At 64.7% G+C, this 20,515-nt stretch carries 20 protein-coding genes; 8 read left to right on the forward strand and 12 right to left on the reverse strand.

The annotated features are described in order from the left end of the window. Positions 1–28 precede the first annotated feature (28 nt). The 5 genes from prfB (at position 29) to FXB40_RS01505 (ending at position 5,266) form a co-directional block, all read left to right on the forward strand. Positions 29–1,160, forward strand: a protein-coding gene (gene prfB, locus FXB40_RS01485) for a peptide chain release factor 2 (RefSeq protein ID WP_148770450.1) whose coding sequence is annotated in 2 segments (ribosomal slippage) — positions 29–97 and positions 99–1,160 — 1,131 coding nt in all. Because the reading frame shifts where the segments join, the coding sequence is not laid out codon by codon here. Then, on the forward strand, positions 1,160–2,041 hold the full coding sequence (locus FXB40_RS01490; protein ID WP_148770452.1) for an NAD(P)-dependent oxidoreductase: 882 nt from the start codon (positions 1,160–1,162) through the stop codon (positions 2,039–2,041). The genes prfB and FXB40_RS01490 overlap by 1 nt, the downstream gene beginning before the upstream one ends. 12 nt (positions 2,042–2,053) lie before the next feature. Then, the gene (locus FXB40_RS01495) at positions 2,054–2,929 is read left to right on the forward strand and encodes a DMT family transporter (RefSeq protein WP_148770454.1); all 876 of its coding nucleotides are present in this window, start codon (positions 2,054–2,056) and stop codon (positions 2,927–2,929) included. A 79-nt stretch (positions 2,930–3,008) separates the two neighbouring features. Continuing rightward, positions 3,009–3,920 carry a DMT family transporter gene (locus tag FXB40_RS01500; RefSeq protein WP_148770456.1) on the forward strand — a complete coding sequence of 304 codons (912 nt, stop codon included), beginning with the start codon at positions 3,009–3,011 and terminating at the stop codon, positions 3,918–3,920. A 110-nt stretch (positions 3,921–4,030) separates the two neighbouring features. Further along, positions 4,031–5,266, forward strand: coding sequence for an ABC transporter substrate-binding protein (locus FXB40_RS01505; RefSeq protein ID WP_148770458.1), 1,236 nt, complete (start codon positions 4,031–4,033; stop codon positions 5,264–5,266). Positions 5,267–5,343: 77 nt separating this feature from the next. On the opposite strand, the gene FXB40_RS01510 is transcribed toward FXB40_RS01505, so the two are convergent. The 5 genes from FXB40_RS01510 to FXB40_RS47570 are packed head-to-tail and all read right to left on the reverse strand — an operon-like array spanning position 5,344 to position 10,850. Beyond that, complete coding sequence (locus FXB40_RS01510; RefSeq protein ID WP_148770460.1) at positions 5,344–6,627, reverse strand: O-antigen ligase family protein; 1,284 nt, start codon at positions 6,625–6,627, stop codon at positions 5,344–5,346. A 2-nt stretch (positions 6,628–6,629) separates the two neighbouring features. Continuing rightward, positions 6,630–8,009 carry a glycosyltransferase family 4 protein gene (locus tag FXB40_RS01515; protein ID WP_187436593.1) on the reverse strand — a complete coding sequence of 460 codons (1,380 nt, stop codon included), beginning with the start codon at positions 8,007–8,009 and terminating at the stop codon, positions 6,630–6,632. Then, the gene (locus tag FXB40_RS01520; protein WP_148770462.1) at positions 8,006–8,746 is read right to left on the reverse strand and encodes an ABC transporter ATP-binding protein; all 741 of its coding nucleotides are present in this window, start codon (positions 8,744–8,746) and stop codon (positions 8,006–8,008) included. The genes FXB40_RS01515 and FXB40_RS01520 overlap by 4 nt, the downstream gene beginning before the upstream one ends. Positions 8,747–8,749: 3 nt before the next feature. Next, positions 8,750–10,678: a glycosyltransferase gene (locus tag FXB40_RS01525; RefSeq protein ID WP_148770465.1), complete on the reverse strand. Its 1,929-nt coding sequence runs from the start codon at positions 10,676–10,678 to the stop codon at positions 8,750–8,752. A gap of 7 nt (positions 10,679–10,685) precedes the next feature. Then, on the reverse strand, positions 10,686–10,850 hold the full coding sequence (locus FXB40_RS47570; protein ID WP_187436594.1) for a hypothetical protein: 165 nt from the start codon (positions 10,848–10,850) through the stop codon (positions 10,686–10,688). 125 nt (positions 10,851–10,975) lie between these two features. On the opposite strand from FXB40_RS47570, the gene FXB40_RS01530 reads away from it, so the two are divergent. Further along, a complete protein-coding gene (locus tag FXB40_RS01530; protein WP_187436595.1) occupies positions 10,976–11,887 on the forward strand; it encodes a DUF6502 family protein in 912 nt (303 codons plus the stop codon). After that, the gene (locus FXB40_RS01535; protein WP_148770467.1) at positions 11,887–13,077 is read left to right on the forward strand and encodes a DUF5666 domain-containing protein; all 1,191 of its coding nucleotides are present in this window, start codon (positions 11,887–11,889) and stop codon (positions 13,075–13,077) included. Before FXB40_RS01530 ends, FXB40_RS01535 begins: the two co-directional genes overlap by 1 nt. 15 nt (positions 13,078–13,092) lie before the next feature. Here the strand turns inward: FXB40_RS01535 and FXB40_RS01540 are convergent, their stop codons facing one another. Genes FXB40_RS01540 through FXB40_RS01565 form a run of 6 tightly spaced genes read right to left on the reverse strand, consistent with a single transcriptional unit; the run spans position 13,093 to position 18,000 of the window. Continuing rightward, entirely contained in the window at positions 13,093–13,815 is a 723-nt protein-coding gene (locus tag FXB40_RS01540; RefSeq protein WP_148770469.1) for an amino acid ABC transporter ATP-binding protein, read from the reverse strand. Between the two features lie 8 nt (positions 13,816–13,823). Next, the gene (locus FXB40_RS01545) at positions 13,824–14,528 is read right to left on the reverse strand and encodes an amino acid ABC transporter permease (RefSeq protein WP_148770471.1); all 705 of its coding nucleotides are present in this window, start codon (positions 14,526–14,528) and stop codon (positions 13,824–13,826) included. Then, a complete protein-coding gene (locus FXB40_RS01550; RefSeq protein WP_246207272.1) occupies positions 14,528–15,241 on the reverse strand; it encodes an amino acid ABC transporter permease in 714 nt (237 codons plus the stop codon). Before FXB40_RS01550 ends, FXB40_RS01545 begins: the two co-directional genes overlap by 1 nt. Before the next feature lie 34 nt (positions 15,242–15,275). Beyond that, positions 15,276–16,094: an ABC transporter substrate-binding protein gene (locus FXB40_RS01555; RefSeq protein ID WP_148770473.1), complete on the reverse strand. Its 819-nt coding sequence runs from the start codon at positions 16,092–16,094 to the stop codon at positions 15,276–15,278. An 11-nt stretch (positions 16,095–16,105) separates the two neighbouring features. Next, positions 16,106–17,329 carry an aspartate transaminase gene (locus FXB40_RS01560; RefSeq protein WP_283812864.1) on the reverse strand — a complete coding sequence of 408 codons (1,224 nt, stop codon included), beginning with the start codon at positions 17,327–17,329 and terminating at the stop codon, positions 16,106–16,108. After that, positions 17,326–18,000, reverse strand: a complete 675-nt coding sequence (locus tag FXB40_RS01565; RefSeq protein WP_148770475.1) for an RraA family protein — start codon at positions 17,998–18,000, stop codon at positions 17,326–17,328. The genes FXB40_RS01560 and FXB40_RS01565 overlap by 4 nt, the downstream gene beginning before the upstream one ends. A gap of 129 nt (positions 18,001–18,129) precedes the next feature. Here FXB40_RS01565 and FXB40_RS01570 point away from each other — a divergent pair, with 129 nt between their 5' ends. Further along, positions 18,130–19,056 carry a LysR family transcriptional regulator gene (locus FXB40_RS01570; RefSeq protein ID WP_148770477.1) on the forward strand — a complete coding sequence of 309 codons (927 nt, stop codon included), beginning with the start codon at positions 18,130–18,132 and terminating at the stop codon, positions 19,054–19,056. A 52-nt stretch (positions 19,057–19,108) separates the two neighbouring features. On the opposite strand, the gene FXB40_RS01575 is transcribed toward FXB40_RS01570, so the two are convergent. Then, positions 19,109–20,476 carry a M23 family metallopeptidase gene (locus FXB40_RS01575; RefSeq protein WP_187436596.1) on the reverse strand — a complete coding sequence of 456 codons (1,368 nt, stop codon included), beginning with the start codon at positions 20,474–20,476 and terminating at the stop codon, positions 19,109–19,111. Positions 20,477–20,515 lie beyond the last annotated feature (39 nt).

Raw genomic sequence — 20,515 nt, forward strand, 5'->3', positions numbered from 1 at the left:
GGGTGTTTCCGCGAGACCAGAGAACGACATGCGCGCCGAAATCGAACGGTTGGTAGAAGAGATCAAGCAGTCAGTCGGGCTGCTGAGGAGGCATCTTTGACGTCGATAAATCGACGGCGCGCCTCGCTGAGCTGAACAAGCTCGCGGAAGATCCCAACCTCTGGAACGATCCCCAGAAAGCTCAGAAACTGATGCAGGAGCGCACCTCGCTGGAGGACTCGCTCTCGGGCATCGGCAAGGTCGAGCAGCAGCTCGAAGACGACATCGGGATGATCGAGCTCGGCGAGGCCGAGGGCGATACGGGCGTTGTCGCCGAGGCTGAAGCCGCATTGAAAGCGCTCAAGAAGGAAGTGGCGCGGCGCGAGCTCGAGGCGCTGCTGTCGGGCGAAGCCGACGGTTTCGATTCCTATCTCGAGGTGCATGCCGGGGCCGGCGGCACCGAGAGCCAGGACTGGGCGCAGATGCTCTTGCGCATGTACACGCGCTGGGCCGAGACTCACGGCTTCAAGGTCGAGTTCCTCGAAGAGTCCGAGGGCGAAGAGGCCGGCATCAAGTCCGCGACCATCCAGGTCTCCGGCCATAATGCCTATGGCTGGCTGAAGACCGAGGCCGGCGTGCACCGGCTAGTACGCATCTCGCCGTTCGATTCCAATGCGCGGCGGCACACCTCGTTCTCGTCGGTCGCCGTGTTCCCGGTGATCGACGACAGCATCAAGATCGACATCAAGGAATCCGACGTCCGCACCGACACCATGCGCTCGGGCGGCGCGGGCGGCCAGCACGTCAACAAGACCGAATCCGCGGTGCGCCTGACGCATATTCCGACCGGCGTCGCGGTGGTCTGTCAGGCCGGCCGCTCCCAGCACAAGAACCGGGCGCAAGCGTGGGACATGCTCCGTGCGCGGCTCTATCAGATGGAGCTGAAGAGGCGCGAGGAGAAGGCCGCCGCCGACCAGGCCGCCAAGACCGATATCGGCTGGGGTCACCAGATTCGCTCCTACGTACTGCAGCCCTATCAGATGGTGAAGGATCTGCGCACCGGCGTGCAGACCTCCGACACGTCGGGCGTGCTCGACGGCGAACTCGACGACTTCATGGCCGCGACCCTGGCGCAGCGCGCCTTCGGCACCCCCGGCGCTGACATCGAGGACGTCGATTGATGCAGCGTGTTGCGTTCATCGGCCTCGGGCGGATGGGCCACGGCATGGCCGGCCGCTATCTGGATGCCGGCTTTACGGTGACGCTGTGGAATCGCAGCAAGGCGAAAGCAGAAGACCTGATCGCGCGCGGCGCGACATGGGCGACGTCGCCTGAGGATGCCGCGATCGACGCCGACGCGGTCGTGACCATGGTCGCCGACGACGAGGCGTCGCGCGCCGTGTGGCTCGGGCCCAACGGCGCGGCCAAGACGGCCAAGGCCGGCACCATCGCCATCGAGTGCTCCACCGTTTCCTATGACCATGCGCGCGAGATGGGCCGCGAGCTCAATGCGCGCGGGCTGATCTACATCGACTGCCCCGTGACGGGATTGCCGGACGCGGCCGCGGCCGGAAAGCTGACGCTGCTCGCCGGCGCGGATGCGGCCGACCTCGAGCGGGCGCGACCGTTCCTCGAACCGATCGGCTCGACCATCCGCCATTTCGGCGCGGTCGGCTCTGGCACGGTCTACAAGCTCATCAACAATCTCATGGGTGCGATCCAGATCGCGGGCCTCGCCGAGGGCCTCGCGATCGCCGAGCAGGCCGGGCTCGACATGAAGCTGGTGCTGGAGTCGATCCAGGCGGGCGTTGCCGCGAGCCCCCAGGTGCAGCGCCATTCCAAGCGCATGGTCGCCCGCGACTTCGGCGGCGCGACGTTCACGGCCGCGCTGCGGCACAAGGATGCGGCCTACGCCGTAAAGCTCGCGGAGAGCCTGCTGGCCGACAAGCCCCTGGTTTCGCGTGCGGCGGTCGAGGCTTACGCGCAGGCCAAGGCCGCAATGCCCGACGACGACGAAGGCAAGATGATCGAGCTGGTGTCGCGGCCGAAGAAGCCGTCTTAACTGGAATTCGACATGGGGCAGCCTCGGTCGGAACGCGGTCTCGGCATTGCCCTCGTTGCCGCAGCGGCGATTGCCTGGAGCACGGCGCCGTTCTTCACGCGGCTTTTGCCGTTCGATCCCTGGACTATCCTGTTCTGGCGCGGCCTGTTCGGCGGCAGCCTGATCTCAGTGCTTCTCGTCCTGATGCAGGGACCGGGCGCGCTCAGGCAATTGGTGGTGCCGGGACGCGGCGGCTTGCTCGTGGCGTCATTGTCCGCGCTCGGCATGATCTCGTTCATTCCCGCGCTTCAGATGACCAATGTCATGAATGTCGCGGTGCTGATCGCGACCCAGCCGTTCGTGGCGGCGGCGCTGGCATGGCTGTGGCTTGGCGAAGCCGCGGCATGGCGCACCCTGATCGCGAGCCTCGTCGCCTTGACCGGTGTGGTCATCACCGTCGGCGGCATCAGAGCCGGCGCCGACATCGGCGGCGTGGCCCTGAGCTGCCTGATGGTGCTCGCGATCTCGGCCATGACGGTCGTCGTTAGGCGCCACAGGGAGACCTCGATGGTCGCGGCGGCAGCACTGTCGAACTTCATCGGCAGCCTCGTCAGCCTGCCGTTCGCTCACGACATCGCCCATGTCAGCGGCCACAGCCTTGCGATCCTCGCGATGTTCGGCTGCCTCCAGGTCGCGCTCGGCCTGACCTTCTACATGCTCGGCTCGCGCCTGCTGCCGTCAGGGCAGGCCTCGCTGATCGCTACGCTGGAGACGCCGCTGATGGCGTTCTGGATCTGGGTCGGATTTGGCGAAGTGCCTGCCGTGCATGCGCTCATTGGCGGGGCGCTGGTGCTCGGGGCGGTGATCGCTGATATCGCGGGCGACGCCCGTTCGCGCCAATCTTCGTGAGTATCGTGTTATCGGAAATCGGGTGGCGAGATGCGTCGCGCTGGCCTAGGCCGCAGGCCCGACCGCCGAGATAAGACGCATGCCCTTAAATGATAACCGGATCGACGCGCGAGACTGGTCGCTGCTTGCCGTCCTCTCGATCCTCTGGGGCGGGTCGTTCTTCTTCAATAGTGCGGCGTTGCGGGAATTGCCGCCTTTCACCCTCGTGTTGCTGCGCGTGGCACTGGGCGCGGCCATTCTGCTGCCGCTGCTGCGCATGCAAGGGATCAACTTTCCCAAGGGTCTCGCTGGCTGGAAACCGTTCGTTGCGATCGGGCTGCTCAACAACGTCATTCCGTTTTCTCTGATCGTGATCGGCCAGACCTTCATTCCGAGCGGGCTCGCCTCCATTCTCAATGCCACCACGCCGTTGTTCACTGTTCTGGTGATGACGGCGGCCAAAGAGGAGGCGTTGCAGGTGCGGCGCGTGGCTGGCGTCGCACTGGGGTTGGTTGGCGTGATTATCCTGAGGGGATGGGGCGTCGAGTCGCGCGCGGGGCAGGGGCTTGGCATCCTGCTCTGCCTCGGCGGCGCTTTCAGTTACGGCCTTGCGGCGCTGGCAGCGCGGCGGCTGCTGAAGGACTCGCCGCCCCTTGGGACTGCTACGTTCCAACTGATGGCCTCCACAGTGATGATGGCGATCGTCGCAGGCGCGATGGAGCAGCCGTGGCGTTTGCCGATGCCGGGCGTTGGGACCTGGCTTGCCGTGCTTGGTTTGGCCAGCCTTTCGACCGCGCTGGCCTACATCGTGTTCTTTCAGATCCTGCTACGTTCGGGCGCAACCAATGTCATGCTGGTGACCCTGCTCATTCCCGTAACCGCGATCCTGCTGGGATGGCTGGTGCTGGGCGAGCCGATCTCTGCGCGCGAAATCGCGGGTGCGACCGTCATCGGCAGTGCATTGCTCGTAATTGATGGGCGGGCGGTGAGGATGCTGCAGCGCGTCGCATAGGTCCCTGTCTTTCGCGTTTCACCTTGCGGAAAATCCTGCCGCTTGCCAGCGGCAGGCCTGCTTGCGACACTCGCTCACAATAAAAACGACAAAATACAGGGGAGAGAACGATGCCGGGTCGTCGCGAAAACCTTGCTGCCCTCGCCATGCTTGCTGCCGGAGTGTTGGCCACGACGCCGGCCTCGGCGCAGAAGACATACGATCCCGGCGCCAGCGACACCGAAATCAAGGTTGGCAACATCATGCCCTATAGTGGACCGGCGTCGTCCTATGGCGTGATCGGCAAGACCGAGGCCGCGTTCTTCAGGATGATCAACGATCAGGGTGGCATCAACGGCCGCAAGATCAACTTCATCAGCTATGACGACGCCTATTCGCCGCCGAAGGCGATCGAGCAGGCGCGCAAGCTGGTCGAGAGCGATGAGGTGCTGCTGATCTTCCAGGCGCTCGGCACGCCCTCGAATTCAGCGATCATGAAATACATGAACGCCAAGAAGGTGCCTCAGCTGTTCGTTGCCTCCGGAGGCACCAAGTTCGGCGATCCCAAGAACTTTCCGTGGACCATGGGCTTCCAGCCTAACTACCAGAGCGAGGGACGCATCTACGCAAAATACATCCGCGACAACTTCCCTAACGGCAAGATCGCGGTGTTCTGGCAGAACGACGATGCCGGCAAGGACCAGTTCAAGGGCCTGAAGGACGGGCTCGGCGACAAGGCCAGCATGATCATCGCCGACAAATCCTACGAGGTCAGCGATCCCTCGATCGACTCGCAGATCGTCGCTTTGCGTGATTCCGGCGCCGACATCTTCTTCTCATGGGCCGCGCCAAAGGGCTCGGCGCAAGCGATCCGGAAGGTCGGCGAACTCGGCTGGAAGCCAAAGTTCTTCCTGGCCAACACCGCGACCTCGGTCGCCTCGGTCCTGAAGCCTGCCGGCCTCGACTATTCCAAGGACATCATCTCGACCATCTATCTGAAGGAACCGACGGATCCGACCTGGGACAAGGATCCCGCGGTCGTGAAATGGCGCGAGTTCATGGACAAGTACTATCCTGACGGCGACAAGACCAATGCCAACAACGTCTACGGATACGTGCAGGCCGAGGCGATGGTGCAGGTCCTGAAGCAGTGCGGCGACAATCTCACGCGCGACAATGTCATGAAGCAGGCAGCAAACCTGAAGAATTTCCACACCGACCTGATGCTGCCCGGCATCATGGTCAACACCTCGGCCGATGATTACTTCCCGATCGAGCAGATGCAGCTGATGCGCTTCAACGGGCAGGCCTGGGAGATGTTCGGCGACGTCATCACCGGCGAGGTCGGCCACGAACGCAGCCAGTAGTCAGGGCCGGGTGGCTAGAGCGTTTTCAAGCGAAGTGGACACCGGTTCGCGTAAAGAAAACGCGTTAAAACGAGAATCTAGAGCTTCCCTTCCGATGTCATCGGAACGGAAGCTCTAGCCTTCGCTCTCAGGACCATGCCGCCGGCAACCCCGACGCCGAGCACGTAGATCCAGCCCTCGTGGAAATCGGAAAGATGCGAGTTCAGAAGTGAGCTCGTAATGTTCTGCACGACCACGACGATGCCGATCCAGGCGGCAAGACCTTCGCCCGTGAACAGGCGCAGATGGGCGATCCACAGGGCGTAGAGCAGGACGACGCCCAACAGCCCCCATTGCACCGCGACGTGCAGGGTCTGGTTGTGCGGATTGCTGACGATCTCGGCGTCGAGGCTGCTCTCGTTCGAGGCGGTGCGCTCGAACTGCCGCTTGATCGAGCCGGTGCCGTGGCCGAACAGTGGCGCCTCGGCAAAGGCGGCGGCCGATTTGCGCCAATAGGTCAGGCGCTGCGCGGTCGAGGCGTGGCTGATGTCCTCGCGCCCGTGCTGATATTCCACGGCGATGTCGGCGACGCGCTGGCGCAGATAGGGCGACGCTGCCCAGGCCAGCGCGCCTGCGGCCACCGCGCCTGTGAGCAGCAGCAGCGCTGCGCGCCGGCTCAGATGCCGCCAGGCGAACAACACCAGCAGGACTGCGATGCAGAGCAGCGCCGTGCGGGCCGAGGCGACGAACACCATGTTGGTCAAAAACAGCAGGATCAGCGCAAGACACGCGGCCGTTGCGATCATGCTTCCACCGCGCCAGAAGCTCAGCGCCGGCAGCGCGAGCGCGAAGGCGCACAACGTGAACTCCTGGCTCTGGTCAATGTAGTTCTTGACGGGAACGCCGGCAGACGCAGTTGCGGTCAGCTTCAAGGCAGGATCGAGCAGCACCATCCAGGAGAACATCGCAAGCAGCGCACAGGAAGCGAGAAAGGCGGCGCAAACCTCGAAGCCACGCTCCGATCGGCTGAAATGATAGAGCAGCGGCGGAATCAGCACGAGCTTTGCGACCGGCTTGAGGGCGTGCAGCCGGTCGGCCCAGGCGCCGTCCGACCACAGCATCCCCAGAAGTGCGAGCAGCAGGATGATGAAGGGCAGGGCGAAGGCAGGCTGCGTCAGCCTGCGTGCATAGTCCCGCCAGTCGATGGTGGGCGTCACCACGGCGAGCCACAGACCGACGAAGATCGAAGGCGCCGTGGTCGACCACGGCAGCGACGCCGCGATCAATGCGGCGAGCACATCGGCGGCCCGGATCAATGCAGTCGAGCCTTGCGTGGTCCGCGGTGTGGCGGCGCCCGTGTACGTCACGGATTCGGCGGTCATGCCTATTGCGCCGCGACCAGGCGTTCCGGGGCTATGTATTGTCCGAGGAAATCGCGGGCCTGGGTCTGGTAGCCGAAACGCTCGGCAAGCTCGGAGCGGCGCGCCCGGATTCGGCCACGACATTCCTCCTGCCGCGCCAGCACGCGGGTGACGGAGGCCACGATCGACTCGGTCGCGAACGGATCGAAATAATCGGCGAGCTCGCCCGCGACCTCGCGGAACACGGCGATGTCGGAGCACAGCACCGGCGTGTTCGCAGCCAGCGCCTCGATGATCGGAACGCCAAAACCTTCGGCGAAACTCGGCATGATCAGGCCATGCGCGTCCGCGATCAAAGCGGCCTTCTCGTGCTCGTCGACATAGCCGGCGAAACGAATGTTTGGCGGAAGATTGCGCATCTTGCTGATCTGGCCGGCCAGGCCGATCACCACCAGATCGGCCTGGGGAATGTTACGGAATGCGCGAATGACGGTGGTGACGTTCTTGCGTGGCTCGTTCGACACGATGACGACAAAGCTCGGCCGCCCCGGACGCCCCGCAGGGGCTGGGAGGTGCAGGACATCCGGGGCGTCGAACCGGGTGCGGGGATACACGACCCGCGCCGGCAGGTGCGCAAATTGCGGCAACAGTTCCCTGAACCGCATCATGCTATAGTTTGAAACGAAGGCGAGCTCGTCGGCCTGACGCAGGCTGGTGAGCAGCCGCGACAGGAACAACCGCGTTGCGACGTCGCTGAGCTTGAGATCGGTGAGCGGCAGCAGATCGTGCACGACGCAGATCACCTTGGCATCCGGCCTGCGCTTCACCGAGACCCGTGTCGGCGTGTCGATGACGATGACGTCGTAGTCGCGTGCGTCGATCCGCGGCGGCGGCAGCAACAGAAAGGCCGAGGAGTCCTGATAGCTGTAGAATCCGGGCTCGAGCTGGAAGTCGCGGAACAGTTCGAGGTGACGCAGGTCCGGCGGGATGTATTCGAGAGCCGCGGTCCTGTTCTCGATCAGCCGCGCATGCAGGCCGCGCAGGCCGATCGCACGCAGGAAGCAGAGAGTATAGTCCCACGACACCGACATGGTGACCTTGTGGCGCAGCCAGTCGAGCGTACGCCGCAGGCCGTTGCGCGCCAGCGGCTCGGCCATATTGATCTCGTCGAGGAAACGATAGAGGGCGAGCAGTTCGATGTTGCGCGACTGCGTCGGGAATAGCTTTGTGCGTCGCTCGCGCCGGCGCAGCTTGCGGTAACGCCGCGTGGTCTCGACCAGCAGGGTGAGCTCATGGCCCTCGGCGGCCAGCGAGCGCATCAATTCGCGGGTGAAATGGAAGATGCCGCGCTTGTGGTTGGGCTCGCCGAGCGCCTCGGAGACGACAAGGATATTCTGCTTCATGCGCGTTTCTCGCGGAGCTCGAAAGACAGGGGCGACGGCGGCTCGACCGCGACGGCCGAGGCGATGCGGCCGTGGTCGAGATTGATGATGCTGGTGCAGGTGCGGCGCAGCAGCGGCTGGTCGTGCGAGGCGATGATGACGATCGCGGCCTGCGAGACCAGGTTCTGCAGCCGCTGCTCGGCCTTCTCGGCAAAGTGCTCGTCGACCACGCTCAGCCATTCGTCGAGCAGGAGGATGTCGGCCGGAAAGGCGGTCGCGGTCGCGAACAGAACGCGCATCAGCATGCCCGAGGAGAACATCCGCAACGGCAGCCGCTGCATGCGCTCTTCGAGCTCGGTGAACGCCCAGATCTCGTCGATCACGGCGCGGGTCGGCTTGCGGCCGCTGATCCGCAGCAACAGGGCGATGTTGTCCTCGGCGATGAAGTCGAGGTTCACACCGGCGTTGAGGCCGAGCAGCGGCACGACATTCCCGCTGATCGCGACGCGGCCGCTGCTCGGTGGATAGACCCCTGCGATCAGCCGCAGCAATGTCGACTTGCCGGAGCCGTTGGGGCCGGCTAGCCCGATGCGCGCGCCGGCCTCGGCCTCGATGGTCACGTTGTCGACGGCGCGGATGATCCGCATCTCGCCCTTCTCGCGGATGAGGTGGCCGAGCAGCCGCCGCTTCAGCGAAAAGTCGTAGGCGCCGTAGAGGGGATAATCGAGGCAGACATTGCGCAGGCTGATCGTGGCCATCGGTCAGATCCAGAACGCGGCTTTGCGCAAATGGACCAGCGTCAGCACGCTCGCACAGAGCAGCAGCGCCAGCGCGACCAGGACATAGATGATGCTGGCCGCATCGACATGGCCGCCTACAAGCGGCTCGCGCCACACCGCGAATAGATGGGTCAGCGGGTTGAGCCGCATCACGGTCGAGCGGTGATTGATGATGTCCGAAGACCAGATCACGGGCGAGGCGAGGAAGGCGAGCATCAGCGTGGATTCGATGATCGGCTTGAGGTCGCGATACCGTGTCGCCAGCGCGCCGAGGACGAGGCTCAGGCCGAAGGTGCAGATCACGAACAGCGACAGGCCAGGGAGCGCTGCGAGCGCGCCGGAGAGATCGTGCGGCGTCAGCAGCAGCCAGAGCAGGAGCGGGACGCAGGCATTGTGCAGGGCGAACAGCCCCTGGCGGAACGTGCATTGCAGAAGGAAGATCACCGGCGGCAGCGCCCGGTCGCGGATCAGGCTCGCGGAGTTCTGCAGCGCCGTGGTCGCATCGAGCACCACGCTGTTGAGGAAGGTCCAGGCCGTCATCGACAGCGCCAGCATGGGAAGGCGCGACATCATGTCGGCATTCGACATCTGGCCGATCACCGAGCCGAGCACCGCGACCACGATCGCCATCTGGAGCGACATCCAGAACGGGCCCAGCAGCGAGCGCACATAGCGGTGGCGCATGTCGGACCAGGCCAGCGCTGCGGCGATCCGGAGGCTGTCGAGCCAGCCCGTTGGCCGCGGCGCCTCGGCGATGGGCGCGGCCTCATTGGAGGGCGCGGTGATGGCGGCGCGGTAGACGGATTCCATGCCTTCCCTGAAGGCGATGGCGGAATAGCGGCTCACGGCGCGGGTCCGGGCCGAAAGCCCCATGCGGCGGCGGCGCTCGGGATCGCTGATCAGGGCGTCGATGGCTTCACCGAGCTTCTCGGCGTCGCCCGGCGGCACGGTGATCGCCTCCATGCCGTGACGGGCGACACGCGGCACTGCCGTGTCGAGCGCGGTGTTCACCACGGGGCGGCCGGCGGCCATGGCCTCGAGCTGGGAGAGGCCGAAGGTCTCGGCATTGGTGATGGATGGCATCACGAAGACGTCGGCCAGGCACATCAGCTTGATGCGCTCGCAATCGTTGACGGAGCCGAGCAGGCGAACGCGGTCGCCGAGGCCAAGCTCGCTGATCAGTTGCTCGAGCCGGGGCCGCTCGGCGCCTTCGCCGATGATCCAGACCTCGAACTTGCGGTTGACGGCGGCGCGGATCAGCACGTCGTAGCCCTTGTAGGGCACGAGCCGGCCGCAGGCGAGCACGAGGCGGCCGCGATCGTTGACGTGGTGCGGCTCGATCTTCGGCCAGTCATAGACACTCGTGTCGATGCCGAACGGCACGACATGGCATTTGTCTTCGAATTCCCGCAGCAGCGGCGTCTCGTCGACCAGAACGCGGTCGGAGACGATGATCGCCTTGGCGCGGCGCAGCGTCCGCCGCATCAGGGGCTCGATGAACCAGCGCAGGCCCGCATGGGTGACGATGTCGGCGTGCCAGTGCACCACCAGCGGCCGGTTGCGGCCGAAGCCGAGGGCGAAGACGAGGTCGGCGAGCGGGAAGGGCGCATGCAGCGCCAGCAGATCGTGCTCGGCGATCTTCTGCCACAGCCGCCAGGGATAGGCGGGCGCGGCCGGCAGCGACATCACATTGCCGAACGAGCGGACGCGCTCGACCGGCACGTCGTTGACGATGATCTCGCGCCGGTCGGCCGATCGCGAGCAGGTCAGCACCGAGGAGGCGAAGGCGTCCTTCAGGCTGGCGCAGATGTCACGGATCACCGTGAGCGTGCCGCCAAACAGGTCGGGATAGTAGATCTTGAAGATGTGCAGCACCGACGGGCGGCGCGGGGGAGAGCTGGTGTGATGCATGGTGGTGTCAGCCTGCGAGCAGTGCTGCGACGAACGGTGCGGCCAGCACCGAGATGAAGATCACGCCGCGCAACAGCGCCGGCAGCATCGGCGCGATAGTGTCGTGACGGCTGTGGTCGAGCATTGGAACGGCACGCGGTGCACTGGAAATACGGGCCAAGCGGTCGGCCATGGTCGATGTCCCTTCAAATCGCGCCCTCAGTGCTGTCTCGTATATGTGGGAAAATTTACCACGTCAATCGTGAAGTCGGAAAAAGTGGGATTGTGTCCCACGCCGCAGATGGCTACAATTTAGACATGAATGCCAAGTCCGGGCCCAAAGCGGCGGCTCCTGAGCCGAATGCCGCAGCAAAGCTGCACGCGCCGCTGGCGCGGCTGCTGCGCCCGCTCGTGCGGCTCTGTATCCGCAGCGGCATGACCTTTCCGGCCCTGGCGCAGCTCCTCCGCGAGCTCTTCGTCAACGTTGCCGAGCATGATTTCGCGCTCGAGGGCAAAGACCAGACCGACAGCCGTGTCAGCCTGCTCACCGGCATCCACCGCAAGGAGGTGGCCCGGCTGCGTGGGGCCGGCGCACCCGTGCACGAAACGCCGGCGGCGCTGTCGCTGACGAGCGCGGTGATCGCGCGCTGGCTCGCCGCGCCTGAATTCACCGATGCGAGCGGCGAGCCGCTGGCATTGCCGCGCACGGCCGAGGGCGATGCGCCGTCATTCGAGCAGCTCGTGGCCTCCGTCACCAAGGATGTGCGCCCGCGCGCGGTGCTCGACGAATGGGTCGACCGCCAGCTCGTCACCATCAACGCGGCCGACGAGATCGAGCTGGTGGAGGCGGCTTTCGTCCCGAGCGGCGCGGACGACAGCAAATGGCACTATCTCGGCCGCAATCTGCACGACCATATCGCGGCCGCCGCCAAGAACGTGTCAGGACCGGCGCCGCGCTTCCTCGAACGCGCGGTGCATTACAACAACATCTCGCCGAAGCTTGCGAAGCGCCTCGAGGCGCGCTCGCGCGAACTCGCGATGGATGCGCTGAAGACCGCCAACCGCGAGGCCAATCGCGCGCTTGCCAAGGACAAGGGTGGCGACGCCCGCTGGAATTTCGGCATCTACATCTACAGCGAAGACGCCGATGAGGAGGGCGAGGCCAAGGACGTCAGCAAGGATGGTGGCAAGGAAAACGGCAAGGACAACGGCAAGGAGGGCAGCTCCTGATGAGCCGGCCGCCGCTGATCTCCCGCCGTCTGCTGCTGACCGGATTTTGGCTCGCCGGAACGGCGATCGCGCGCGCGCAGGTCAAGCGCGGCACTGATCAAGGCATCGGCGGCACCGGAATCACCCGCGGTGACGATCATGGCATCGGCGGCACCGGCATCGTCGGCGTGATCCAGCGTTTCGGCAGCATCTACGTCAATGGCGAACGCGTGACCTATGCCAGCGACGTGCCGGTGCGTATCGACGGCGAGGCGGCGAGCCCGAAGGCGCTGCGCATCGGCCAGCTCGCCCGCGTGGTCGCGACGCGGCAGGCTGACGGCACGCTCGTCACCCGCAACATCGCGATCGCGAGCGAGGTCTCCGGACCGATCGAGCAGGTCAAGGGCAATGAGCTGACGGTGTTGGGTCAGAAGATCGTCGCTGGCAGCAAGGAGAGCAAGCTCCGCGCCGGCACGCAGGTCGCCGTCTACGGCCTGCGCCGGACCGACGGTGTGATCGTTGCTAGCCTGGTCGAACCTCGCAAGGACGCAACTGAGCGCGTCACGGGTCTGGTCGAGCGCCGACCCGACGGGCTGCATATTGGCGGGTTGAAGTTGAGCGGCGTCGATCCCTTGCTGGTCGGCCAGCGCGTCCAGATCGAGGGCAGCGCGAGCCAGGGCGCGATGCAGGCCGCGCGCACGCGCATCGACGATTTCTCGGATCTCGTCGGCGCGAGCCGGCTCTCGATCGAAGCCTATGTGCAGCGTGCGGGCTCCAGCCTGCAGCTCGGCTCCGGCTTGGTGGCCCGTGACAGCTCGCGCTTTGGCCCGGCGGCGGGCGAAGCGCGCATGGTGGTCAATGGCGTGTTCGATCGCTCGCGCGGCTTGCAGGTCGAGTCGGCGCAAGCGATTGGCCAGGGGCCGAGCACGCCTCAGCCTGGCGGCGGCAGTCCCGGCCGGTCGCCCGGCGGTTCGATCATGCATCCGGATCGCGGCACGGCCAGTCCGAACGGCAGCCAGCCCGGTCCGGCCGGTGCGCCTGCGCCGGGATCGAGCCCCGGTGCAAATCCCGGCTCCGCGCCGACCGGACCAAGCGGCCCGTCAGGTCCGGGCGGTCTCGGCTCGCCCGGCGGACCCATGGGCCCCGGAGGCGGAATGGGTGGTGGCGGCTTCGGCGGTCCCGGAGGCGGGATGGGCGGCGGCCGGCGCTAGGGAAGAGCGCTCTAACTAACGCGCTCTTGAGAGAAATGAGCGCAGCCGGTCGTGACGGGGATCATCAAGAACCTCGGCCGGTGGACCGCTTTCGACGATCTGGCCCTTGTCCAGAAACCAGACTGTGTCAGCGACTTCGCGCGCAAAGCCGATCTCGTGCGTGACGACGACCATCGTCATGCCATTCTGCGCCAGCGTCCTCATCACCCGCAGCACCTCGTTGACCATTTCCGGATCGAGCGCGCTGGTCGGCTCGTCGAACAGCATGACGTCCGGATCCATCGCCAGTGCGCGTGCGATCGCGACGCGTTGCCGCTGTCCGCCGGACAGGCGCGACGGCAAGGCGTCGGCCTTGTCTGCCAGCCCGACGCGGTCGAGCTCGGTCATGGCGCGCTCTCTGGCCGCCGCCTTGCGCATCTTGCGGAGACGCTCCAGCCCCAGTGTGATGTTGCCGAGCGCCGAGAGATGAGGAAACAGGTTGAACGCCTGGAACACGAAGCCGACGCGCTGGCGCAAACGGTTGATATCGACGCCACGCCCGGCGACGTCCACGCCCTCGAACAGCACTTGTCCGCCTTGAATGCCTTCCAGGCGCGTCACCGTACGAATGAGCGTGGATTTTCCGGAGCCGGATGAGCCGAGCAGCGTGACGACCTCGCCGCGTTTCACTTCGCCGGTTACGCCGGCCAGCACCTGGTGCTGGCCAAACCATTTTTCGACGGCCTCGAAGCGGATCATGACTGCCCTCATGCCGGCTGGGCGCCGAGCCCACCGCGTTCGGCGGCCAGCCGGCGTTCCAGCCAGCGCGCCGCCGATGTCAGCGTGAAGCAAAGCGTGAAATAGGTCAGTGCGAGCAGGCCATACACCTCGAACGGTTGCGTCATGAGCTGGTTGTTCACCTGGCTCGCCGCAAAGGTCACCTCGTTGGCGCTGATGACGTAGCCGAGCGAGGTCTCCTTGATCGTGGAGACGAACTGGCTGACCAGGCTTGGCATCATGTTGTGCAGGACTTGCGGCAGGATGACCTTGAAGGTGGTCGGAAAGTAGCCGAGGCCAAGCGCCTTTGCCGCCTCAGCCTGGCCCTTTGGCAGGCCTTCAATCCCGGCCCGGATGATCTCCGACAGATAGCTCGCTTCGTAGATGACTAGCGCGAAGAGCAGCGTCTCGACGCCTCCGACCGCATGTCCAGTCAATAGCGGCAGGGCGAAATAGGTCCAGAAGATGAACATGATCAGCGGCAGGCCGCGCACGACGTAAACCACGGCGGTCGCCGGTCCGCGAAGCCAGCGACGCGGACTGAGGCGCGCCAGCGCGAGCGCGATTGCGACGGGAAAACTGAGAGATAAACCAGCCACGGCAAGGAACAACGTCATGGCGAGGCCGCCGACGGGGCCGTGCGGATATTGCCCGATCAGAAACAGAAGCCAGTTGTCCTCGAGGATCTCCAGCATCAGCGGATCTCGAGCTTCAGCCGCCGGTCAGCGAAGCTGCCGAGCGCCATGATGGCGAAGGAAATTGCAAGATAAAGGACGGTCGCGACGGCAAACGCTTCGAACGTCTTGAACGTGTAGCTGTCGACCTCGCGTGTGCGATAGGTCAGTTCACCGACGCCGATCGCCATGGCGAGGCTGGTGTTCTTGAACAGCAGCAGGGTCTGGTTGATCAGCGGCGGGATCACGATGCGCAGGGCCTGCGGCAGGATCACGTAGCTCATCGCCTGGAGGTAGTTGAACCCGATTGATCGCGCCGCCTCATATTGCGTCTTCGGGATCGAGCGAATTCCGCTGCGCAGATCCTCGGTGATATAGGCCGCGCTGGCGAGGCCCAGCGCCACCATCGCGAGGAGAAACTCGCTGTGGTGGCTATTGACCCACATGCGGATGGCGCGAGGCAACAGTTGCGGAACGCCGAAGTACCAGACCAGGATCTGGACCAGCAGCGGAACGTTGCGATGATATTCGACGTAACCGGCGACCAGCCATTCGAGCGACCTGAACGGAAGCATGCGGACCAGCGTCAGAATGATCCCGATCGTCATTCCGAGCAGCCAGGCCGCGACCGTCAGCGCAATCGTCGTCGCCAGTCCCCAGATGAACCAGTCCAGATATTGGCCGGTCAGGACTGCGGCTGGGTCGAAGACATAGCCCATCGTAAGATCATGCACTCCGGATGTTCAGTTTCGCACTGATGCGAGGGAATCAGCCCTTGATCTCCTCGATCTTGAAATCCTGCTTCATGTCATAGACCGTTCCCGGCCCGAACCACTTGGCAAAAATCTTGCCGGCTTCTCCCGATGCATCCAGATCGGCCAGCACTTTGTTGACCTGTTCCTTGAAAGCCGCTTCGCCCTTGCGGACGCCTAACCCCCAAGGTTCGAGAAAGACCGATTTCTCGATGATCGACATCGGCGCGGACGCCTGCGCCTGTTTGCGGAGCTTCATCAGGATCAGCTCCGAGGCGCAGAAGCCGTCGACCTTTCCCTGAACCACCGCAAGGAAAGCCGAGGACGAATCCTGAAAAGTCACAGTTTCTGCCGTTGGTATGACACGCCTGACGCCTTGTTCCGAAGACGATCCCTTGAGGGCGCTGACCCGCTTGCCGGAGAGCTGCTCGAGCGTCGCGATGCCGGAATCGGCAGAGACCAGCACCTTCTGTTCGCTGACAAAGTACGAGTAGCTGTAGTCGATCTGTAGCGCGCGTTCTTTCGACCAGCCGAGATTGGCAGCGAGGATGTCGACCCGGCCCTGTATCAGCTCGGGGATACGGGCCTCGACGGCCATCGGCTTGATCTCGAGCGCAACACCGAGCGAGTCCGCGACCTTGCGGCAGATGTCGATGTCGTATCCGACGATTTCACGTGTCTTCGGATCCTGGAAGCTGAACGGCTCGGCCGTGCCGAGCGTCCCACAGATCAGCTTGCCGCGCGCCCTCACGTCGGCAAGCTCGTCGGCCTTTGCCGCGCCGACGACCCCGGTCAGGAACAGCAATCCGGCGGCGGCGACCTGGAACAATCTCATGGCTCTTCCCTTCATCCGTAGCGCAAGGCCGCACAGGTTCGCGCGAGCCGTGTGCAGGCTTCCTCGATCTTCGGCAACGACGTCGCGATGGACATGCGCAGATAAGATGACATGCCGTAGGCCGTGCCATCGATCACTGCGACGCCGGCGGCGTCGAGAAAGTGCATGACGACGTCCATATCCGTCTTCAGGATCTTGCCCTCGGGCGTGGTTTTGCCGATCAGGCCGGCACACGAGGGAAACACATAGAAGGCGCCGTCGGGCGGAAGGCAGGAAAGGCCGGGAATGTCGTTCAGCAAGGCGACCGCACGATCGCGGCGGCGGCGATACATCTCGCGGGCCTCGGTGACGAAACCCTGATCGCCTTCAAGCGCTGCGGTCGCCGCCGCCTGGCTGATCGCAGACGTGCAGGACGTCGACTGCGACTGGATCGTGTTCATGGCGGCGATGAGCTCTGAGGGCCCAGCTCCGTAACCGAGCCGGAAGCCGGTCATCGCATAGGTCTTGGAGACGCCGTTGACCAGTAGAGTCCGCGTCCTCAGCCGAGGTTCGGCGGCAACGATGCATGGAGTTGCCTCGCCATCGAAGCGAATGTGCTCGTAGATGTCGTCGGTCATGACCGCGACATGGGGGTGCCGCAGCAGCACCTCGGCGAGCACGGCTATCTCGGCAGCGGAATAAAACGCACCGGTGGGATTGCACGGGGAGTTCAGGATAAGCCAGCGGGTCTTCGGCGTGATCGCTTTCTCCAGAGCCTCGGCCGACAGCTTGAACCGTGCGTTCTCGCCGCAGCTCACGATCACCGGCGTGCCGTCGCAGGCCTCGACCATGTCGGGATACGAGACCCAATAGGGTGCGGGGACGATCACCTCATCGCCGGCTCCGAGCGTGGCAGCGAGTGCGTTGTAGATGACCTGCTTGGCGCCGCCACCGACGGAGATCTCGTTCATGGCGTAGCGAACGCCGTTCTCGCGGGCGAGCTTTGCGATGATCGCCTTGCGCAGCGCCGGCGTTCCGTTGACCGGAGTGTAGCGCGTCTCTCCCGCTTCGAGCGCGGCCGCAGCCGCGTCGCGGATATGCTTGGGCGTATCGAGATCAGGCTCGCCGGCCGTGAGATCGATGACGTCACGTCCCTCGGCCTGGAGCTGACGGACCCGTTCCCGCGCGACCATGCTCGGCGACGGTTTGATCCGTTGAACCCTCGGGGCGAGGGCGATGGCACCAGCGCTGCTCACGACGCTGCTCCTTGGGCAGGAGCGCTTCCGGTACCCATGTAGGAATTGTCGACGCGGCCTTCGCGGATGGCTGCGAGTGCGCCGGCTTCGCGCGCCTCCTGCTGTCTGACCCGGTCGAGCAGCTCCGCGGCAACGGATCGGTCGAAGGCCACGACACCATCCTCGTCGCCGAGAATGACGTCGCCCGGCATCACCACCATGCCATCGATCGAGACCGGCACGTTGATCTCTCCGGGACCTGATTTGTAGGGACCGCGATGAGTGACGCCGCGTGCAAAACAGGGAAAGCCAGCATCAGCGAACGCGGCGACATCGCGGACGGCGCCGTCGATGACGAAGCCGGCGACTCCCATCGCCTTGGCGCGCGTCATCATGATCTCGCCGACGAGGGCCTGGTTGAGATCGCCACCGCCATCGACCACGAGCACGTCGCCCGGTCGGAGCAGCTCATACGCCTTGTGCAGCATGAAATTGTCGCCGGCCCGCGTCTTGACGGTGATCGCGGTGCCGATCAGGCGCGCGTTGCCATGGAACGGGCGGAGCGCGCGTGTCCCATGCAGCCGGTTCATGTTGTCGGACACGATCGCGACCTGCGCCGCGGCAAAATCGGCGATGATTGCTGGTGGGACCGAGGGTGGAGAGGGAAGCAGTCGATGACCGGGCAGGAGCATGGGCAAAACCGATGGGCTGTGTGCTGGAGCGCAGATTTCGCCCGAAGCCTGCCCTGCGACTGGCTTGAAGAAAAGTGAATATTTTTCTACGTATTGGATCGCTTTTTTCGATTGATAGGGATCGAAGCCATGGTGAGCCTGACACTCAAGCAGGTCGAAGCCTTCTACTGGATTGCCGAATTGGGCGGGGTGGTTGACGCCGCGGAGCGGCTGAACCTGGCGCAATCGACCATCTCCAAGCGCATCGCCGAGCTGGAAGCAGCGATCGGGAGCACGCTGTTTGATCGCAACAGCCGAACGATCAGCCTGACGCGCAGTGGCGAAAATCTGATCGAGCTCGCGGCTGAGCTGTTGGAGCTTGAGGCGCGAATGCGCCAGGTCGCAGCAGGGCCGCTGGCCTTCAGTGGTGCCTTCCGGTTCGGCGTCACCGAGCTTGTGGCGCTGACCTGGCTCCCGAAACTGATCGTGGCCATGAAGGAGGCCTATCCGGCGGTCATTCCGGAGCCCGAAGTCGAATCCAGCGTCGTGCTTCTCGACAAGCTCGCCGATCGTCGCCTGGATCTTGTCATTGGTCTTGATCCGCCGGCCAATGCTGACTTCAACGCACTGCCGCTCGACAGCGCTACGCTGCAATGGATGTCGGCGCCCGGCGTCGGCCCCAAGGCCGACGAGGCTACGCTGGATGAGATCGCCCGATATCCGATTCTGACCCAAGGGGAAGGATCAGGCTTGCAGAAGCTCGTTCTGGATTGGCTGGGTGCGAGCGGAATCAAGCTCAATCGCGTCGTCAAGTGCAACAGCCTGAGCGTTCTCTCGGCACTGGCCGTGGCCGGGCTCGGCATCACCTTTCTCACCGAACAGTACTTCCGGCATGAAATCGAGATCGGCCTGCTGCGCACGATCAGAACGTCGCCTGCGATCCCGCAGATCAGGTATTTTGCCGTGACGCGTGCGGATGCGGTCGATCCGCTGGCCGGGCAGATCGCGCGAATCGCGCGTGAATGTTGCGATTTCTCGCTTCGAGGATTGTCAGCCAGGCGCGTCCGGCAGGCCTAGGTTTGACGCGTTTTCTTGACGCGAACCGGTATCCACTTCGCTCGAAAACGCTTTAGCCCGCGCTGAGCCGCACGCCGGCGCGCAAGAACTTCTGCGGGTCGACGGCTTCGCCATCGATGCGGGTTTCGTAGTGCAGATGCGGGCCGGTCGAACGTCCCGTCGAGCCGACGAGGCCGATGACCTGGCCGATCTTCACGATCTCGCCGACCTTGACGTTGATCTCGGAGAGATGGCCGTAGCGGGTCGACAGCCCGTTGCCGTGATCGACCTCGACCATGCGGCCATAACCACCGGACCAGCCGGCCGAGACCACCTTGCCGTTCGCGGTGACGCGCGCGGGATCGCCGGTCGCTGCACGAAAATCGAGGCCGGTATGCATCGCGGGCCGGCCGAGGAAGGGATCGCTGCGCACGCCGAAGCCGGAGGTGAATTCGACCTCGCCGACGACAGGCTTGCGATAGGGCACCTGCGCCAGCGTGCGGTTGAGCCGTTCCATGTCGGCCCGGGTGACGTTGATACGATAGAGCTGCTTCTCGAACGGGCTTGCATTGGCGGTGAGCTTCACCGGCACGAAGGGACCGCCCATCGCGGCGCGCGGCACGGCGGCCTCGAGACTGGCCATGTTCAGGCCGAGGTCGCTGACCACGCCGCGCATGCGCCGCATCCGCGAATCCATGCCTTCCTCGACGGCGCTGAGCGCCGCAACCTGGCGGCGCTCGACCTGATCGAGCGATGTCGTCAGCCGGACCAGGACATTGTCAAAGCCCTGGTTCTTGGCGAATTGATTGACCGGCGGGGCGATCACGGCCGGCGCACGCGATTCGAGCCGGGCTTCGCGGTCAGGCGGCGCCACGAAGATCACGGTGTCGCTGATCGGCGAGGGTTTGGGTGTGCCTTGCGTCGTCGTCTGGTTCGCGTCGCCACGCTGCGGCGTCGAGCGGGGGATCGATCCGGTGACATCGGGCATGGCGCCCAGCGCCGTCGCCCGGGACTCCAGCGCCGTCTGGCGCTTCATGATCTGGTCGAGCTTCTGGTCGAACTGCTCCTGGTCGAGCAATTGCCGGCTGGTGGTGCGGTCGACCTTGGCGCGCAGCTCGGCGATGCGGTCCTCATAGGCGTATTGCATCTCGGCCTGACGCGCGATCAGCCGGGTCAGGACGTCGTCGCGGAAGGCGAAATAGGTCCCGGTCGCTGCCGACCACAGGCCGAGCAGGACGACGGTGCCGACCACGATCCAGAACACCACAGGCCCGAGACGGACCTGCTTGCCGTGATGCACGATGGTGTAGGCGTCATCGGCGTCGGGCAGGGGAATCGCAACAGCTGCCGCAGCAGCGGCAGGACGGCGATGGAAGGCCCGTCCGTGGTCGTGGGAATGATGCTGGGGGTACTGCGAATATTGGGCAGAACTTTTCGACATCGGCACTCCCGCGCCGGTCGGAACGGTTCCTTGCGGCCT

It is taken from the genome of Bradyrhizobium rifense (genome assembly GCF_008123425.1).
GTDB lineage: Bacteria > Pseudomonadota > Alphaproteobacteria > Rhizobiales > Xanthobacteraceae > Bradyrhizobium > Bradyrhizobium rifense.